A 17158-nucleotide genomic window follows, 5' to 3' on the forward strand; every position below is an offset into this window, starting at 1 on the left:
GGTGTGGAGCGCACCGACCGGGCACCGGTACGTGACCACTACGGAACCGTATGCGGCGTAACCAGGAGAACCGGCGGGTTCGCTGGTACCCGCCTTTCTGAAAATCCGTGCACGCGTATCCCGCGTAACCCTCAACCACCGTCGGCGAAGCTATCGCGAGACCCCCAGCGCACAAGGACGTCTGTGCTCAAGAGCCGCCGTAAACGAAACTCGCCGCTGTAGTCCAGCCGCGTAGCGAAGATGTCATCGCGGGGTTTTATAAGCGGGACGGCGGCCGGCGGTTAGAGGATGGGAAAAGCGGGCTGTCCAGTTGAGCGGGACAACCTCTTAGCCGGGGGTACGGCCGTTGGCTCGTTGTCCTGTTCAACTGGACAGCCCAGGGCTCAGGCGCCAATGGTGTCGAGCTCGGCGAGCGCGTCGGACGGCAGGACCAGATCCGCGGCAGCGAGGTTCTCGCGCAGGTGGGCACGTGACGACGTGCCGGGGATCAGGACCATGGTGGGCGAGCGCTGCAGCAGCCAGGCGAGGGCGACCTGGTGCGGCGTGGCGCCGAGGCCGGCAGCGACCTTGGCGAGCGTGTCGGATTGCAGCGGGGTGAAACCGCCGAGCGGGAAGAAGGCGGCATAGGCGATGCCTTCGGCCGCGCACCGATCGACCAGCGCGTCATCCGTGCGGTCGGCCAGGTTGTAGAGGTTCTGCACGGTGACCACCGGCGCGATCGCCTGGGCCTCGGTCAGCTGTTCGGCCGAGACGCTGCTGATGCCGAGGTGCCGGATGAGGCCCTGCTGCTGAAGTTCGGCCAGCGCGCCGAACTTCTCGGCGAACTGCGGCTCGAAGTCCGTGCCCTCCCTCGTGCCGATGCGCAGGTTGACCGCGTCAAGTGCGTCCAGGCCGAGGCGCTTGAGGTTTTCGTGGACCTGTGCCTTGAGATCCTCGGGCTCGCGCCGGAAGATCCACGACCCGTCTTCGCCGCGCCGCGCACCGACCTTCGTCACGATGCGCAGATGCTCAGGGTACGGATACAGCGCTTCCTTGATCAGCTCATTGACGACGAAGGGCCCGTAGAAGTCGGCGGTGTCGATGTGGTCGACGCCGCGCTCGACGGCCTCGCGCAGGACCGCGATCGCCTCGTCGCGATCCCTCGGCGGCCCGAAGACGTGTGGCCCGGCCAGCTGCATCGCGCCGTAGCCCATGCGGTGGATCACGAAATCGCCGGCGACCTTGAGGATGCCGCCGAGGGTGCTGTCAGTCATGTTCCGGACCTTCGGTATCTGATCGGGATCGGGGTTCTCTCTCCACTTTCAAGTCTCGACCAGGCTCGCGTGCGCTGGGTACGCCCCGCGCATCCTGGGAGTGGCAGGACCAGTCACGTCGCCTACCCGGCGCTTAAGCTCGAACCATGGAAAGGGATGAGCCGGGCGCTGGCAGAGTACCGACGAGCAGGTCAAACGCTCTTGGCGACTACCTGCGTGCCCGCCGGGACCAGGTCCGTCCCGAGGATGTGGGGATGGTCGCCGGCGACCGCAGGCGGGTGCCCGGGCTGCGCCGCGAGGAGCTTGCGCTGCTCGCGGGCATCAGCACGGACTACTATCTGCGACTTGAGCAGGGGCGCGACCAGCATCCCTCCGCGCAGGTTCTCGACGCGCTGGCCGAGGCGCTGCAACTCGACACCGAAGCGACGGCGCACCTGCACCGCCTGGCCCGGCCGGCGCCGCGCCGCCGAGCGCGCCCGCGCGTGGAACGGGTACCGGTCGGGATCGTGCAACTGCTCGGTCAGCTTCCGCTACCCGCGTTCGTGACCAACAAATATATGGACGTACTGACCGCGAACCCTCTCGCCGCCGCGTTGTCCCCGAACTTCACCCGCGGCCGGAACCTGCTGCGCAAGATGTTCCTCGACCCGGCTTCCCGCGAGTCGTACCTGGATTGGGAGCGTACGACCGCGAGCGTGGTCGGCGGGCTGCGCGCGCGGGCCGGGGCCGACCCGACCGATCCGCGGATGATCGAACTAGTCGGCGAGCTGTCGCTGGGCAGCGACCGGTTCCGCACCCTCTGGGCGCGCGCTGACGTCGGATACCGCCCCGAAGGAACCGGCGGTCATCTGCGCCATCCGCAGGTCGGCGAACTCCTCCTGCGCAAGGAGAAGCTCGACATCGCCCGCACCGACGGCATGCAGCTGGTCATCTTCCATGCCGAGCCCGGTAGCGAGACTGCCCAAGCGCTGGCGCTGCTCGGCTCGCTCACCGCGACGCTGGAACGCGAACGCGCCGAAAGTGAGCGAACCCAGAGCGCGCGCACCCAAGGTGAACAGGCAAGGCGCGAGCGCTCAGAGTCCTGATTACTGTTCGGTGTGGCCTAGATTCGGAGCGGCGACGAACGTGACGCCGGTAGCGCTGCTGGCGTGCAGTTCGAAAAGGATCAGCTCGTTGCGTTGTGCTCGCAGCACCGGACCGGGCACGTACAGCGTGCGCTGCGGTCCGCGCGACCAGTAGCGGCCAAGACAGAACCCGTTGATCCACACCACTCCCTTGCCCCAGGCCGAGGTGTCGAGGTGGAGGTCACCCGGCTCCGCGAGGTCGAAGGTCGCCCGGGCGAAAACCGGTCCGATCAATGCCTTTGGTGCATCCTCCGACACCGCGCGCAACGCTTCGGCCACCGGTTCGATCACGGCGAGGTTCAGCGGCAGCACCGACCATCCCTCGATCGGCTGACCGTTCAGCCGCGCCGGACCGATCAGACCCTTGGCTTCGCCGATGCGCGGCCCGTAGTCCACCCGCCCCTGGTCCTCGACGAGCAGTTCCAGCATGCCGCGCGCGTCCGGCGGCAGTGCGAGCGCCCGATCGTGGTGGTCACGCGCCAGAACGCCGACACCGGCTCGGTCCAGGAAGACCTGGGCCCGATCTCGAACCTCTTCGACCTCGAAGATCGATGGCCCGGCGCGGTCGATCTCGGTGCGGTACAAGGTGAATCCGTCGTAGTGGCCAAGTTCGTCCGCGCTGGGCACCTGCTCGCGCCGGGTCCAGAAGCCGAGCCGATCGACCACGTCCCACAGCGGGACCGTCTGGAGGAAGGGCGCGGAGAATTGCGGCCGTGGCCGCGCGGGGCGCGGCTTGTCGTCGCCGACCGGCGCGTACTTCGCGATCACGTCGCGGAACGCCCAGTACTTTTCGGTCGGGTTCCCGGCCTCGTCGAGTGGGGCGTCGTAGTCGTAGCTGGTGGTGATCGGCTGGTAGACGCCCTTGTCGTTGGCGCCGTTGGTGAAGCCGAAGTTGGTGCCGCCGTGCAGCATGTAAATGTTCACCGACGCGCCGCGCGCCAGCAGTTCGTCAAGGTCCTGAGCGCTGTTCTCGATCGGGGTGGTGTGGTGGTGCAGGCCCCAGCTGTCGAACCAGCCGTCCCAGAACTCTGAGCACATGAGCGGTCCGGTCGGCTGGTTGCGGCGCAGCGTGTCGAGCCGCTCTGCGATGCGCGAGCCGAAGGAGCCGGTCTTGTGCAACTCCGGCAGGCCGCCACGCTCCAGCATGTCGTCCATCGGCTGATCGACCGTCGTCAGCGGGACGGTGATGCCGATGCGCCGGGTCAGATCGGCCAGCGCGCGCAGGTAGGCCTTGTCCTCGCCGTAGGCGCCGTACTCGTTCTCAACCTGCACCAGGATGATCGGGCCGCCGCGGTCGATCTGGCGCGGCACGATGATCGGCGCGAGGCTGTGGTAGAAGTCTGAGATCGCAGACATGAAGCCGGGCTCGTTGCGGCGCACCGCGGTGCCGGGGTTGCGAAACAGCCAGGCCGGAAGGCCGCCGTTGCTCCATTCCGCGCAGATATAGGGCCCTGGGCGCACGATCGCGTGCATGCCCTCCCGCGCGATCAGATCAAGGAACCGCCCGAGGTCGAGACCGCCGGTGGTGTGGAACTCGCCTGGGTGTGGGCTGTGTGCGTTCCAAGCGACGTAGGTCTCGATCGTGTTCAGGCCGAGCTGCCGGGCCTTGGCGATCCGGTCGGCCCAGTGGTCGGGGTGGATGCGGAAATAGTGCAGCGCGCCGGAGAGGACTTGCAGCGGCCGGCCGTCCAGCAGGAAGTCCTGCTCGCCGATCGCGAATCTGGACGTCGCAGGGAACTGATCCGGTGTCGCGGATTCCGGCAAGGGCAGGGCGGCGGCGTCGACGGCCGGCGCGTTCGCGGTGCTCATGCGGTGGGTCCTCTCGGTGCGGTGTGATGCGGTGCCTCGCTGGCTCGGGCCGCAAAGGAGGGCGTGTGGCCGACCGGGGTTCAAACGGTCGGCCACACGCCCAGGTGCCTTATGTGGCACCGGCACGCGGGTGCGGCCGCGTGGTCAGTGTGCCGTCGCTTGCTGCTGACGGTGAAGCCCTGCTGGGTGCCGTATTGCGCGGAGCTGTCCTGCCAGGTCTTGAGCGCCGCGTTCAGGTCGCTCTTCTTGGCGTAGGCCTGCCCGACCGAGTCCGGGAAGATGCTGTTCGCGTAGACCTGGAACGGCAGGTAGCTCCAACCCGGCAGCACCGAGTTCGCGGCGGCCGAGAGCACCTGATTGATCTGCTGGCCGCCGAAGTAGGCCGGCGCGGCGTTCTGGAACGAGGCGGAGCTCAGGATCGAGTTCTGCGACGGGAAGCCGCCCTCGTTCGCGAAGATGGTGGCGCCGGGGCCGTCGTTCATGAACTGCAGGAAGCCAGCAGCCACCAGCGGGTTCTTGCTCTGCTTGAGCACCGTGTCGCTCGAGCCGCCGTTCTCCGCGGTCGCCGCCGCGGCACCGGCAGTCCAGGTCGGCATCGGCGCGACCCGCCAGTCGCCGGATCCGGTGGGCACGCCGGACTCCAGGTTGCCGGGCATCCAGGCGCCGGTGATCAGCGAGGCGATGGTGCCGTTGCCAAGGCCGGTGTACCACTGGTTCGACCAGGAGGAGATCGGGGAGAGCAGGCCGCCCTTGATCAGCTGGTTCCAGGTGTCGGCGAACTTCTTCGAGCCGTCATCCTGCAGGTTCATGGTGACGTTGGTGGTACCGCTGACCGAGAAGGGCTTGCCGCCGGCGTCCCAGATCATGCTGGTGACGAAGCCGGGGTCACCGACGTCGTTGGTGAGGTACGCGCTCGGGTTCGCGGTGTGCAGCTTCTGCGCGTCGGCCACGTAGTCGGCCCAGGTGGCCGGAACCTTGAGCTGGTACTTGTCAAAGACCTTCTTGTTGTAGAACAGCGCCATCGGTCCGGTGTCCTGCGGCAGGCCGACCAGCTGGTTGTTGATGTCCACCGAGCCCCACACGGCGTCGGAGTAGTCGCCCTTGAGGCTGCTGAGACCGTAGTCCTGCAGGTTGGCCAGCGCGCCGGAAAGCGCGAACTGCGGCAGCGCGTAGTACTCGATCTGCGCGACGTCGGGGGCGCCGGAGCCGGCCTTCACCGCGTTCTGCAGCTTCGTGTACTCGGTGGTCGCGGTGCCCGCGTTGACCAAGTTGACGGTCACGTTCGGGTACTTCTTCTCGAAGGCCGCGACGATGTCCTTGACCTGCGGGGCCCAGGCCCACACGGTGATCGCGGACTTCTTCTGCAGCGCCGCCGCGATGGCCGCCTGGCCGGAGGCGCCGCCCGAACCGCCGGAGCCCGCGGCGGTGGAGCCGGAGCTGCTGCTCGAGCACGCGGTCAGGCCCACTGCCGCGAGCGCGGCGGCCGCCACGGCGACGCCCGCACGGCGTTGCGCGATTCTCATCATGGTTCTTCTTTCTTCTGGTTCAGGCATGGCCGGGCCGCCCGATGGCGGATCGTCCGTGCCGGTTGAGGGTGGATGCGTGAATTGACTTAGCCGGTCAGCCCTTGACGCTCCCGGTGGTCAGGCCGGACTGCCAGTAGCGCTGCATGAACAGGAACGCGATCACGATCGGCACGATGGTCAGCAGCGAACCGGTGATGACCAGGTTGTAGATCGCCTGCCCGCCGACCGTGCGGGACTGCGCGCTCCACTCGAAGAGTCCGACGGTGAGCGGGTACCAGTCCGGTTTGCTGAGCATGATCAGCGGCAGGAAGTAGTTGTTCCAGGTCGCCACGACCGAGAACAGCAGCACCGTGATCATGGCCGGGCGCATCAGGTACAGCGCGATGCTGAAGAAGATGCGGTACTCGCGCATCCCGTCGACGCGGGCCGCCTCCAGCAGTTCGGTCGGTACCGCGTCGCGGGCGTAGACCCAGATCAGGTACAGGCCGAACGGGTTGACCAGCGACGGGATGATGATCGCCCACGGTGTGTCGGTCAGGCCGAGCTTGCTGAACATCAGGAACGAGGGCACCGCGAGCGCCGTTCCCGGAATCGCGACCGCGCCGAGGATGACCGCGAGCGCCACCCGCTTGCCCGGGAACTCGAACTTGGCCAGCGCGTAACCGCCGAGCGTGGCCAGCAGCGTCGCCCCGCCCGCGCCGACCACGACGTACAGCAGCGTGTTGCCGAACCAGTGCAGGAACACGCCATGGTCGTAGCTGAAGGTCTGGCTGATGTTGTCGAAGAGGGCGAACTTGCCGCCGAACCAGAGCCCTGAGGTAGTGAACAGCGAGCTCTGCGTCTTCGAGGCGTTGACCAGCAGCCAGAACAGCGGCAGCAGCGCGTAGATCAGTGTCAGCGTCATGGCGGCGGTGAGCATCGGCGACTTGGGCCGCAGCGACGGGTTGCCGGTGCGCGCGGAGGCGCGCCGGGTCGGTCGCGAGGTCCTGCTTTTCGGGGCGGTCGGCGCCGAAATCCGCTGGGTGACAGCCATCGTCACGCCTCCCTCTTGCGCGTGCCGGCGCGCTGTACCAGATACGCGATGACCATGGTCGCCACGCCCATGATGATCGCGATGGTGGCCGAGTAGTTGTATTCCTGTCCTGCGAAGGAGAGGTTGTAGGCGTACATGTTCGGGGTGAAGTAGCTGCTGATGGTGTCCGGGGACAGCGGCTTGAGGATGTTCGGCTCGTTGAACAGCTGGAAGCTGCCGATGATCGAGAAGATGGTGGCGATGAGGATGGCTCCGCGCACCGAGGGCAGCTTGATGTGCCAGATCACCCGGAACGGCCCGACCCGGTCGAGTTCGGCCGCCTCGTAGAGCTCCGCGGGGATCACCCGCAGCGCCGAGTAGAAAATCAGCATGTTGTAGCCGACGTACTCCCACGTGACGATGTTGCCGATGGCCGGCAGCACCAGGCCGCTGGAGAAGGGGTCGGGCAGGGTGGTGTGCAGCCAGCCGTCGAGATTGCCGATCAGGCCGAACTGGGTGCCGTACATGAAGCCCCACATCAGCGTCGCGACCACCGCGGGCACGGCGTACGGCAGGAAGATCGAGATGCGGAACAGCGGCGCCCAGTGCAGCCGCGCGCTGTCCAGCGCCATCGCGATGGCCAGGGCCAGGATCAGCATGACCGGCACCTGGACCACCAGGAACAGCGCGACGCGCTCGAAGGCGGACCAGAACTGCGCGTCGCCGAGCGCCTGCTTGTAGTTGGCCAGCCCGGCGAAGCGGTTGCCGCCGATCAGCTTGTCCTGGAAGAAGCTCAGGTACAGCGCGTACAGGACCGGGGCGACAAGCGCGAGCAGGAAGACCGCCAGGAACGGGCTCAGGAAGCCCCAGCCGGTCCAGTTTCTGCGGCGCCGCCGCCGCGGGCGCGGCAGATCGCGCCCGGGTGTCGCGGACGCTGCGGTCACGGAGGTTGCGGACATGTCACTGCTTTCGGGATCACTGCCTCGGGCGGCCGGACTGCGCCGCTGGCCGGGGCCGGTCCGGGGCGATCCGCGGATCCGGTCTCTAGACAGCCGACGCATGTTGACGTAAACATTGCGGACATGAGCGCTAAATGTTTACGTAAACATCGGTGTCGCGGACGCTACCATGTTTACGTAACCATGCCTACCGTCGGGTACATCACGAGACGGCAACGGCAGTTCAGCGGACTACTGGGGAGCCATGGCCACGACCGAGGGAACGCACGTCACCCGGAAGGCGGCGCGGCCGTCGATGGGCGACGTGGCCCGGCACGCCGGAGTCTCCTCGCAGACGGTGTCGCGGGTGTCGAACGGCCACTCGAATGTGGACGCGGCGACCAGGGCGCGAGTCATCGACTCGATGCGCGCGCTCGGGTACCGGCCGAATTCGGCCGCCCGCGCGCTGCGCTCCGGGCGCTTCCGCACCATCGGCGTGATCATGTTCACGCTGCGGACCTTCGGCAACATGCGCACGCTGGACGCGATCGCGACCGAGGCGGCGCACGCGAACTACTCGGTGATGCTGATCCCGGTCGTGGACGCGACGCTGGAGCACGTGTCCGGCGCCTTCAGCCGGCTCAGCGAGCAAGGCGTCGACGGGGTGATCATCGTCTTCGAGGCCCACCTGCTGGACAACGCCGAGTTCACCCTGCCGCCCGGACTGCCGGTCGTCGTGATCGACTCGAACGCAGGCGACGAATACACCGTCGTCGACACCGATCAGGCGGAAGGCGCCCGGCAGGCCACCGAGCATCTGCTCGGCCTCGGCCACCGGCAGGTGTGGCATATCGCAGGGCCCGAAAGCTCCTTCTCGGCCGTGCACCGCACCGAATCGTGGCGCCGCACGCTCAAGGACGCGGGCATCGAGCCGCCGCCGGCGCTGTACGGCGACTGGTCCACCGAATCAGGGCACAGACACGGCCTGACCCTCGGCGGGCGCGACGACGTCACGGCGATCTTCGCGGCCAACGACCAGATGGCGCTCGGCGCGATGCGGGCGCTGCACGAACTGGGCCGCGACGTGCCCGGCGACATCAGCGTGGTCGGCTTCGACGACCTGGAGGAGGCGCACTCCTTCTGGCCGCCGCTGACCACCATCCGGCAGGACTTTGGCGAGGTCGGCCGCCAAGCGATCCAGCAGTTGCTGTGCAAGGTGGACGAGTACGGGTTCGACGACGAGGACAACCGCAGAGTCACCGTGCCGACGCGCCTGATCGTGCGCGAGAGCACCGCGAGTCCGCGCGTCAGAAGTTAGGGCCTAACCACACCGCACCGCCGCTCCACCTGCCATTCACCCACACACGCAGCACCCTTACTCCTTCAGGGAGCAGCAGATGGTCAGGTTCATCGCACGTCGAAAGGTCATATCAGCACTCTGCGCTTCGGTCGCGCTCGCCGGCTCGGTGCTCTTCGTCGTCCAGGCGCAGCCCGCCTCGGCGGCGACCAACCAGTTCAAGGGCGTGAACTGGGCCGACACCCGCGACAACTACAACTCCGGCTGGGTGATCCCGGACGGCCTCGCCGCCTCGGACAACTACTCGCAGGTGTATTCGATCGCGAACAACTACATCAAGGCGTTCCAGGCGAATCTGGGCGCGAACACCGTCCGCCTGCCGATCAACCCGCCGAGCGTCAGCCAGTCCTGGTGGGGCGCGTACCGCGGCGCCGTCGACGCGGCGCTCGCCGACGGCATGAAGGTCATCATCAGCGCCTGGACACAGAGCACGAGCACCGGCACGATCACCGACATGACCGCGTGGAACGCCATGTGGAGCACCGTGGTCGGCCAGTACGGTGGGAACGGCAACGTGTACTTCGAACCGCTGAACGAGCCGTACGGCTACTCGCTGAGCCAGTGGGTGTCGATCTGCTCCTCATGGCTCTCGACGTACTCCAGCGTTCCGCGCGGCCGGGTCATCATCAGCGGCACCGGCTACAACGACCACGTGACCGGAGTCGGCGCGTCGTCGGCGCTCAACGGCACGCTGCTCTCGCTGCACTACTACGGGACCTGGAACAACTACACCCAGGAATCGCAGTGGGAGTCGGACCTCAACAGCCGGATCGGCAGCTACCCGAGCCGCACGATCATCGACGAGTTCGGCGCGCCGATGACCACCGGCGTCAACTGGCTGGCGAACCACAACGGCGCGGTCGAGCAGTCCTACTTCGCCGCGGTCACCGACCTGTCCCGCGCGGACGGCATGGGCAACGTGTACTGGGCCGGGCTGAAGACCGGCGACAGCTACTCGATGGAGTATCACAACGGCAGCGGCCTATCGAACAACAACGCCTCAGGCGTCACGCAGGTGCGCTGGGGCTGGGGTTACTAAAAAGTCGCTCGGGTAGTCGGCGGTAATGCCTGGAAGACAGACGGCGACAAACCCGAGGACGGCAGCGGCTCCGAGCGCGTCATCGCAGGTGGCAACCCGCGGCGCGCGCTCGGAGCGGACCGTGCTGGTCACCATGTGTGTCGGCTACTTCTTGGTCCTGCTGGACGTGACGATCGTCAACGTCGCGCTCCCGCAGATCGGATCAGGGCTGCACACGCAAGTCAGCGGGCTGCAATGGGTCGTGGACGCGTACGCGCTCGCGCTCGCCGCCCTCATGCTGGCCGGCGGAACCATCGGCGACCTGCGCGGGCACAAGCGCGTTGTGCTGATCGGCCTGGCGGTCTTCGGGCTCGGCTCGCTCGGCTGTGCGCTGGCGCCGAATGTCGCCGCGCTGATCGCCGGACGCGCGATGCAAGGCGTCGGGGCGGCGTTGCTGCTGCCCGGAACGCTGGCCATCGTCAGCCAGACCTTTCCGGATCGGCGCGCGCAGGCCAGGGCGATCGGGGTGTGGGCCGGAGTGGGCAGCTTGGCGTTACCGGCCGGGCCGCTGCTCGGCGGTGCGCTGATCGCGGCGTTCGGCTGGCGCGCGGTGTTCATGATCAACGTGCCGATCGTGCTGCTGGCAATCGCGGCCTGCGTAGTCGTTGTGAAGGAATCGGCGCAGCCAGGAACGCGACGGCTCGACGCGGCGGGCGCGGTGCTTGGCGCCCTGTTCCTTCTCGCGCTTACGTTCGCGTTCATCGAGCGCGGGCGATCCGGAGTGGCGCGACCCGGTGTTGTGATCGCGGCAGCGTGCTCTGTCGCCCTGCTGAGCGCGTTCGTGCTGGTCGAGCGGCGGCGCGGGGAACAGGCGATGCTCCCGCTCGCACTGTTCCGGCATCGGGCGTTCAGCGCTGCGAATGCCGCCGCCGGGGCGATGAACCTGGGCACGCTCGGCACGTTGTTCGTGCTGACGTTGTTCCTTCAGTCGGTGCAGCACCGCTCGGCTCTGAACGCCGGGCTCAGTCTCGTCCCGCTCTTCGCACCGCTGGCCATACTCGCGCCGCTCGCCGGTCGGCTGACCAGCCGGATCGGCTCGCGCCTGCCGACCGTCGCCGGGCTGACCGTGGCGGCGGGCGGGCTAGCGCTGCTGCTGCCCGCCGACGCCGGGTCCGGCTATCTCGTGCTGCTGCCCGCGTTTTTGCTGTGGGGCATCGGCATCGGCGTGCTGACCCCGGCCGTCGTCGCCGCGGCGATCGCGGCGGTGCCTGAGCGCCGCGAGGGCTTGGCCTCGGCGGTGAACAACACGGCGCGGCAAGCGGCGGGCGCGATCGGCATCGCCGTCGCGGGCGCGATGGCAGGTCAACCCGGCAATGCGGGCTTCACCGCAGGCTTCCACACGGTCGCTTTACTCGCGGCCTGCCTGTACGTGCTCACCGCCGCCGCGGCTCGGTTCCTGATCCCGGGAAAACAGGCGGCCGCGGGCTAGCCTTCGGGCATGACGAATTTTTCCGAGGACGAAATCGAGTTCCTGCGTAAAAATCGTTCCGCCGCGATGATCACCGTGGACACGGCCGGCGTCGCAAAGGCGGCGCGGGTCGGCGTCGCACTCGTCGACGGCAAGCTGTGGAGCAGTGGGACCGCAGACCGGGTGCGTACCCGGCGGCTGCGGCGTGACCCGCGCTGCACGCTGTTCGTCTTCAACGGCACGTTCCTCTGGCTCAGCGTCGAGGCGACAGTGACGATCCTGGACGGTCCGGACGCACCGGAGCTCAACCTGCAACTCTTCCGCGTGATGCAGGGCCGTGCGACTGGACCGCTCACGTGGTTCGGCAGCGAACTCGACGATGCGGCGTTTCGCACCCAGATGGCCGAGGAGAGCCGGTTGATCTACGAGTTCGAAGTCGTCAAGAGCTACGGCGTGGTCAAGGCACCATCCTTCTGACCGAGCTGTTCTGACTTAGGCCGTGTGTAAGAAGTTTCGCCGGGGCCGCGACGCCTGCCACGCACGCTCGCTGCGTTGGCGAAGCCCCGGTGCCACCAGGCACCTATCGGACACTGCCAGATGCCCCATGAGGACGCTCCGCCGCCTTGCGATCGCACGCGCCAGACGCCGCGGCCTCCTTGTCCGACGCTACTTCTTACACACGGGCTAGCCGCATTGAGCCTTAAGCCTCCTGCTCAGCAGCCGGACCGGCGCTCCAGGAGCCGGTCCACGACGTGCGCGGCGATGGCCAGGCTGGAGGTCGCACCAGGGGACGGCGCGTTGCGCACCGCGGTGATCGGACCGAGGAAGCTGATGCGGAAGTCGTCCACCAGTCCCCCGTCGCGGTCCACCGCTTGCGCGCGCACACCCGCCGGTGCACGCACCAGGTCCGCAGGGGTCAGGTCGGGCACGTAGGCCCGCGCGGCCTCGGTGAATGCGCGCTTGGAGAGCGAGCCGTACATCTCGTGCACGCCCATCCGCCAGTGCTTGGCGAACAGCCGCAGCGCTCCCGGCCAGGTCAGCGTGCCGAACAGGTCGCGCGGGCTCATATCGCGGCGGCGATAGGCCTCACGGGCCAGGGCGAGGACGGCGTTCGGGCCCACGTCCACGCTGCCATCGACCCTCGGCGTCAGGTGCACACCGAGGAACGGGTACGCGGGATCGGGCACCGGATACACCAAGCCGCGCACCAGATCGGCGCGCTGCGGCACCAGCCGGAAATACTCGCCGCGGAAGGGGACGATCGCAGGTCCCTTATTGTCTCCGGCACGGCGGGCGAGAGTGTCTGAGTGCAGTCCGGCGCACAGCACCAGATGGTCGAATACGTGGCGCTCGCCCGCGCCGCTGTTCCCGTTGCTGCTGCTCTTGTCGGCCCCGCAGTACACCGCGACGCTGCCGCGTTCGGGCCGGATGTCGGTGACCGCTTGGCCGAGCAGCAGTTTTCCGCCGCTGGCGGCAACGTCATCGGCCAGCGCGCGGGCCACGGCGCGATAGTCGACGATCGCCGTCGTCGGCGAGTGCAACGCCGCCACGCCGCGCACGTTCGGCTCGATCTCGCGCAGCGCGTCCGGTTCCAGCCAGGCGATCCCGGGCACGCCGTTCGCTTGCGCGCGGGCTTGCAAGTCGCGCAACCGCTCGACCTCCATCGCGTCCCGGGCGACTACGACCTTGCCGATCTCGCGGTACTCCAGGCCCTTCTCGCCGCAGAATTCGCGCAGCAGTTCCACTCCGCGACGGCAGAGCACCGCCTTGAGCGAACCCGGCTTGTAGTAGAGCCCCGAGTGCACGACGCCGGAGTTGCGGCCGGTCTGGTGGGCGGCGACCTCGGGCTCCTTCTCGAAGACGGTCACCTCGTCCCCGCGCACCTCGGCCAGCCGGCGGGCCACCGCGAGGCCCAGGATCCCGGCCCCAACGACGCCGACCCGCCGACGACCGCCGTCCGGTCGTGGTGCGGCCTCCCCTGGAATCAACGCCTGGTCTCCTGCTCTGTGCTTGCCGCGGTGTTCCTGCCACCAGGGTATGCGTAAACCGCCGCATGTCGTTCGGCGATCTCGGCGGCCCGGGGAATCGACGCGATCGCGCCTGGTTTCTCGACGGTCAGCGAGGCCGCGGCGCACGCGTACTGGAGCGCCTCCTGGATCGGCTGGTCGGCGGCGAGACAGGCGGCCAGGACGCCGGCGAACGTGTCACCGGCGGCGGTGGTGTCCACGGGTCGGGCGCGAGCGGCAGGGATCTGATACCGTGCGCCGTCGCGGCTCGCGTAGCAGACCCCTTGCTCGCCGAGCGTCAGTGCGACGCGCGGCGTTAATTCGAGCAGCTTTTCGCATTGCACAAAGGCGCCGGCAAAGGCGGCCGCAGGACCAGCGCCGCGCGGCTCGGGTCCGGCAATGCTGGCCGCTTCGATTTCATTGACGACCAGCAGATCGGTGACCGCGAGCAGCTCGGCGTCTAAAGTGCGCGCCGGAGCGGCGTTCAGAATTGTCAGCGCGCGTCCGGTTTCGTGGGCCGCGGCAAATGCGGCCTGCACCGTCTGTACCGGAATTTCCAGCTGGGCCAGCACTACCGCGCATTCCGCGGTGCCCGCTAATTCGGCTGCCGAGAGGTCACCCAAACACCCGTTCGCCCCTGATACCACCACAATTGTGTTCGCGCCCGCCGGATCCACCGTGATCAGCGCGGTTCCGCTCGGCGTGCCGAGTATCTGGCGCAGCAGAGCGACGTCCACGCCGTCGCCGCCTAGCACGTCCCGCAGACGCGCTCCGTATTCGTCGGCCCCGACCGCGCCGAGAAACGCACAGTCCGCCAGGCCGGACCGCGCGACGGCGATCGCCTGATTGGCCCCCTTGCCGCCGGGCATCGCGTCGAAGCTGTGTGCAAGCACGGTCTCGCCGGGCTGCGGCAACGCCTCGCAGCGGGCGACGAGGTCCATGTTCGCGCTGCCGACGACGAGGACCCGCGGGCGCCGCCCTGACTTCGACATGAGGCCAGTATGGCGCGCGGGCCCGGCTCTTGACCTTGGAGTGCGCTCCCAGGTTTACCGTCGAGACATGGGCACGACAGTGGCGCAAGAGGCGCGGCAACGGCAGGCACGCTGGACGGTCGCGGACGTGGCGCGGGAGGCCGGGATTTCTCCGGACACGGTTCGCTACTACGAGCGCGCCGGGCTGTTGGCACCTGCGGGGCGCAGCGCGGCCGGGTACCGGCAGTTCGACGCCGGGTCGCTTGACCGACTCAGATTCATTCAGGGCGCACAGCGCTTGGGGCTGCGGCTGCGCGAGATCCGCGACCTGCTCTCGGTGCGCGACACGGGCGTTTGCCCGTGTGAGAGCGCTGAGACGCTGCTGCGCCGCCGGGTCGCCGAGATCGAGCGGGAGATCGCCAGGCTCACCACATTGCGTGGGGATCTTGAGCAGATGCTCGCGAGGCTGCCCGGCCCCGGCTGCCCCGATCCCGAGCCGGGCACCTGGTGTCCCGTCGTGCCCGAGTCGACCGAGGACGGCGAAGGAGGTGACTGCTCATGTTGACGAACCATGGACTGCTCGCGGCCTGCGATTGCTGCGATGACCCGGAGTGTGACTGCGATTGCAGCGGCGGCTGCTGCTAAGCGGCCGGATTTCGACGGGTCAGGGCGAGCGCTGCACAGTGTCAGGGTGATCGCCGCGCGGGCGGCGGCGCCGGCTGAACCAGGCCGGTCTGGTACGCGATGACGACGAGTTGCGCGCGGTCGCGGGCGGCGAGCTTCATCATCGCGCGCTGAATATGGGTCCTGGCCGTCAGTGGGCTGACGAAGAGCTGTTCGGCAATCTCAGAGTTCGAATAGCCCTGCGCGGCCAGGGCCATCACCTCGCGCTCGCGGGCGGTCAGGTCGGCGAGGCGTTCCGGGGTGGTGTGCGCGCCGGGCCCTGGTGTGGCAAGGAAACGAGTGATCAGCGCACGGGTCGCCGTCGGCGACAGCAGCGCTTCGCCGGCGGCGACGGTGCGGATGCCCGCGAGCAGGTCCTGCGCGCCGACGTCCTTGCCGAGAAAGCCGCTGGCGCCGGCGCGCAACGCCGCTGCGACGTACTCGTCGATCTCGAAGGTGGTGAGAATCAGCACCCTGGTCGCGGCGAGATCCGGATCGGCGCAGATGGCGGTGGTGGCGGCCAGTCCGTCCGTGCCGGGCATGCGGATGTCCATAACCACGACGTCGGGACGGTGCGCGCGGGCCGCCTCGATCGCCTGCGCGCCGTCCGCGGCCTCGGCGACCACCCGCATGTCGTCGGTGGAGTCGATCAGGATCCTGAAGGTGGCGCGCAGTAGCGCCTGATCGTCGGCGAGCAGGATGCGCAGGGTCACGGGCCGTCCTCTTCTGGTTCTGAGTTACCTCGGAGCTATAGCTGCAACGGCAGTTCGGCGGTGACTTCGAAGCCGCCTTCGGGCCGGCGCCCGGCTTGCAGCCGGCCGCCGATGGAGTTGGCGCGCTCCCGCATGCCGATCAGCCCGAAACCGCCGCCGGGCGTCTTCGCGGTGGCCGCGGTCGCGGTCGCGGCCACCGGGGCCGACCGGCTCGCGCCGTCCTCATCGTCGGTGACCGTGATGGTCAGCCGGTCGTTTCCATAGTCGAGCTGGACGTACGCGGTGTCGGTCGCGGCGTGCTTGGTGACGTTGGTCAGTGCCTCCTGCACGATCCGAAAGGCCGTCAAGTCCACTCCGGGAGAGAGCGCACGCGCCGTCCCCTCGGTGGTCACCACCACTTTGAGCCCGGCGGAGGCGAGCGAGGCGGTCAGATCGGGCAGCTGCGCGAGTCCGGGAGCGGGCTGAAGCGGGGCGTCGGGGTCGTCACTCTCGCGCAGCAGTCCGACCGTGGCTTTCAGCTCGCGCAGTGCCGCCGAGGTCGTGGTGGTCAGCTCGACCAGGATCTCGCGCACCTGCTCGGGGCGGGTACGTGCAATATGTGCGGCGGTGCCGGCCTGCGCGTTAGCGAGGGCGAGGTGATGGGCGACCACGTCGTGCAGCTCGCGGGCGATTCGCATGCGCTCCTCGGCGACGCGGTGCCGCGCCTCCTGTTCGCGGTTCTGCTCGGCGAACGCGGCGCGCGCCTGGACGGCTTCGAGATAGGCCCGCTTGGTGCGGGCCGTGGTGCCAAGCGCAAGTGGCAGCAGCAGGAAGGCGATCGGCATCACCACGGTTAACGCGAACGTCTCGCGGGGTCGGCCCAGCACCGCCGCAGCGGCCACCGCAGCCATGATCGGAAAAGCCGCCGAGTTGGCGTTCTTGCGTTCAGTGCGGTCGGCCAGCGTGAAAAGCGCGACCATGAGCGAGCCGAGAAGCAACGGCGAGGGCAGGAAACCGAGTCCGGATGCGGCGATCGCGCCCGCCGCGACGAGCGCGGTGACCAGGCCAGGTCGGGTGCGGCGCCAGCGCAGCGCGACGCAGCTCGCGGTGACGATCAGCACTGCGGGCCACCACGGGTCGACCGCCCGAGTGGTCGGCGTCCCGAGCATGCTGCCCGGGAATGCGCAGCCGATCAGCAGCAACGCCAGGGCCGCGTCGAGGACGCGCGGATGCTCGCTCTGGTACCGCTGCCAGGTAGTGATCATGAGGGCGATTCCTGTCGGCTGTTGTGACCATAGTGCGGGACATCGGCGGAAGACAC

Annotated in this window: 15 protein-coding genes; 6 read left to right on the forward strand and 9 right to left on the reverse strand. The window is 68.3% G+C overall.

Translation table 11 applies throughout. The features are described from left to right. Positions 1-383: 383 nt before the first annotated feature. Complete coding sequence (locus tag VN779_RS00715) at positions 384-1253, reverse strand: oxidoreductase (RefSeq protein WP_325719091.1); 870 nt, start codon at positions 1251-1253, stop codon at positions 384-386. A gap of 146 nt (positions 1254-1399) precedes the next feature. Here VN779_RS00715 and VN779_RS00720 point away from each other — a divergent pair, with 146 nt between their 5' ends. Continuing rightward, positions 1400-2338 carry a helix-turn-helix transcriptional regulator gene (locus VN779_RS00720; protein WP_325719093.1) on the forward strand — a complete coding sequence of 313 codons (939 nt, stop codon included), beginning with the start codon at positions 1400-1402 and terminating at the stop codon, positions 2336-2338. On the opposite strand, the gene VN779_RS00725 is transcribed toward VN779_RS00720, so the two are convergent. The 4 genes from VN779_RS00725 to VN779_RS00740 all read right to left on the reverse strand — a co-directional run bounded on the left by VN779_RS00725 (position 2339) and on the right by VN779_RS00740 (position 7683). After that, complete coding sequence (locus VN779_RS00725) at positions 2339-4186, reverse strand: beta-galactosidase family protein (protein WP_325719095.1); 1848 nt, start codon at positions 4184-4186, stop codon at positions 2339-2341. Positions 4187-4266: 80 nt separating this feature from the next. After that, positions 4267-5709 carry a sugar ABC transporter substrate-binding protein gene (locus VN779_RS00730; RefSeq protein WP_325719097.1) on the reverse strand — a complete coding sequence of 481 codons (1443 nt, stop codon included), beginning with the start codon at positions 5707-5709 and terminating at the stop codon, positions 4267-4269. 97 nt (positions 5710-5806) lie between these two features. Continuing rightward, entirely contained in the window at positions 5807-6745 is a 939-nt protein-coding gene (locus VN779_RS00735; protein ID WP_325719098.1) for a carbohydrate ABC transporter permease, read from the reverse strand. Between the two features lie 2 nt (positions 6746-6747). Beyond that, a complete protein-coding gene (locus VN779_RS00740; protein ID WP_325719100.1) occupies positions 6748-7683 on the reverse strand; it encodes a sugar ABC transporter permease in 936 nt (311 codons plus the stop codon). A gap of 244 nt (positions 7684-7927) precedes the next feature. On the opposite strand from VN779_RS00740, the gene VN779_RS00745 reads away from it, so the two are divergent. The 4 genes from VN779_RS00745 to VN779_RS00760 all read left to right on the forward strand — a co-directional run bounded on the left by VN779_RS00745 (position 7928) and on the right by VN779_RS00760 (position 11982). Continuing rightward, the gene (locus VN779_RS00745; protein ID WP_325719101.1) at positions 7928-8980 is read left to right on the forward strand and encodes a LacI family DNA-binding transcriptional regulator; all 1053 of its coding nucleotides are present in this window, start codon (positions 7928-7930) and stop codon (positions 8978-8980) included. Between the two features lie 79 nt (positions 8981-9059). Next, the gene (locus VN779_RS00750; RefSeq protein WP_325719103.1) at positions 9060-10058 is read left to right on the forward strand and encodes a cellulase family glycosylhydrolase; all 999 of its coding nucleotides are present in this window, start codon (positions 9060-9062) and stop codon (positions 10056-10058) included. Positions 10059-10179: 121 nt separating this feature from the next. Then, the gene (locus tag VN779_RS00755) at positions 10180-11526 is read left to right on the forward strand and encodes an MFS transporter (RefSeq protein ID WP_325719104.1); all 1347 of its coding nucleotides are present in this window, start codon (positions 10180-10182) and stop codon (positions 11524-11526) included. A gap of 9 nt (positions 11527-11535) precedes the next feature. Continuing rightward, positions 11536-11982, forward strand: a complete 447-nt coding sequence (locus VN779_RS00760; protein WP_325719105.1) for a pyridoxamine 5'-phosphate oxidase family protein — start codon at positions 11536-11538, stop codon at positions 11980-11982. A 236-nt stretch (positions 11983-12218) separates the two neighbouring features. Here the strand turns inward: VN779_RS00760 and lhgO are convergent, their stop codons facing one another. After that, positions 12219-13493: an L-2-hydroxyglutarate oxidase gene (gene lhgO / locus VN779_RS00765; RefSeq protein WP_325719106.1), complete on the reverse strand. Its 1275-nt coding sequence runs from the start codon at positions 13491-13493 to the stop codon at positions 12219-12221. Beyond that, positions 13490-14503, reverse strand: a complete 1014-nt coding sequence (locus VN779_RS00770) for a ribokinase (RefSeq protein WP_325719108.1) — start codon at positions 14501-14503, stop codon at positions 13490-13492. The genes lhgO and VN779_RS00770 overlap by 4 nt, the downstream gene beginning before the upstream one ends. Positions 14504-14570: 67 nt before the next feature. Here VN779_RS00770 and VN779_RS00775 point away from each other — a divergent pair, with 67 nt between their 5' ends. Further along, the gene (locus VN779_RS00775; RefSeq protein WP_325719110.1) at positions 14571-15047 is read left to right on the forward strand and encodes a MerR family DNA-binding protein; all 477 of its coding nucleotides are present in this window, start codon (positions 14571-14573) and stop codon (positions 15045-15047) included. A gap of 121 nt (positions 15048-15168) precedes the next feature. Here VN779_RS00775 and VN779_RS00780 read toward each other — a convergent pair whose 3' ends face one another. After that, positions 15169-15858 (reverse strand): response regulator transcription factor, encoded by a 690-nt coding sequence (locus VN779_RS00780; RefSeq protein ID WP_325719111.1) that lies wholly within the window; start codon positions 15856-15858, stop codon positions 15169-15171. Between the two features lie 35 nt (positions 15859-15893). Continuing rightward, the gene (locus tag VN779_RS00785) at positions 15894-17102 is read right to left on the reverse strand and encodes a sensor histidine kinase (protein ID WP_325719112.1); all 1209 of its coding nucleotides are present in this window, start codon (positions 17100-17102) and stop codon (positions 15894-15896) included. Between the last annotated feature and the right edge of the window lie 56 nt (positions 17103-17158).

The organism is Actinocrinis sp. (genome assembly GCF_035605935.1).
Classification (GTDB): Bacteria; Actinomycetota; Actinomycetes; order Streptomycetales; family Catenulisporaceae; genus Actinocrinis.

Bases quoted from the DNA above. Each gene is read 5' to 3' on its own strand.
- VN779_RS00725 (WP_325719095.1), bottom strand. From the start codon at position 4,186: ATGAGCACCGCGAACGCGCCGGCCGTCGACGCCGCCGCCCTGCCCTTG.
- VN779_RS00775 (WP_325719110.1), top strand. From the start codon at position 14,571: ATGGGCACGACAGTGGCGCAAGAGGCGCGGCAACGGCAGGCACGCTGG.
- VN779_RS00715 (WP_325719091.1), bottom strand. From the start codon at position 1,253: ATGACTGACAGCACCCTCGGCGGCATCCTCAAGGTCGCCGGCGATTTC.
- VN779_RS00735 (WP_325719098.1), bottom strand. From the start codon at position 6,745: ATGGCTGTCACCCAGCGGATTTCGGCGCCGACCGCCCCGAAAAGCAGG.
- VN779_RS00745 (WP_325719101.1), top strand. From the start codon at position 7,928: ATGGCCACGACCGAGGGAACGCACGTCACCCGGAAGGCGGCGCGGCCG.
- VN779_RS00720 (WP_325719093.1), top strand. From the start codon at position 1,400: ATGGAAAGGGATGAGCCGGGCGCTGGCAGAGTACCGACGAGCAGGTCA.
- VN779_RS00750 (WP_325719103.1), top strand. From the start codon at position 9,060: ATGGTCAGGTTCATCGCACGTCGAAAGGTCATATCAGCACTCTGCGCT.
- VN779_RS00770 (WP_325719108.1), bottom strand. From the start codon at position 14,503: ATGTCGAAGTCAGGGCGGCGCCCGCGGGTCCTCGTCGTCGGCAGCGCG.
- VN779_RS00730 (WP_325719097.1), bottom strand. From the start codon at position 5,709: ATGAGAATCGCGCAACGCCGTGCGGGCGTCGCCGTGGCGGCCGCCGCG.
- VN779_RS00740 (WP_325719100.1), bottom strand. From the start codon at position 7,683: ATGTCCGCAACCTCCGTGACCGCAGCGTCCGCGACACCCGGGCGCGAT.
- VN779_RS00785 (WP_325719112.1), bottom strand. From the start codon at position 17,102: ATGATCACTACCTGGCAGCGGTACCAGAGCGAGCATCCGCGCGTCCTC.
- VN779_RS00760 (WP_325719105.1), top strand. From the start codon at position 11,536: ATGACGAATTTTTCCGAGGACGAAATCGAGTTCCTGCGTAAAAATCGT.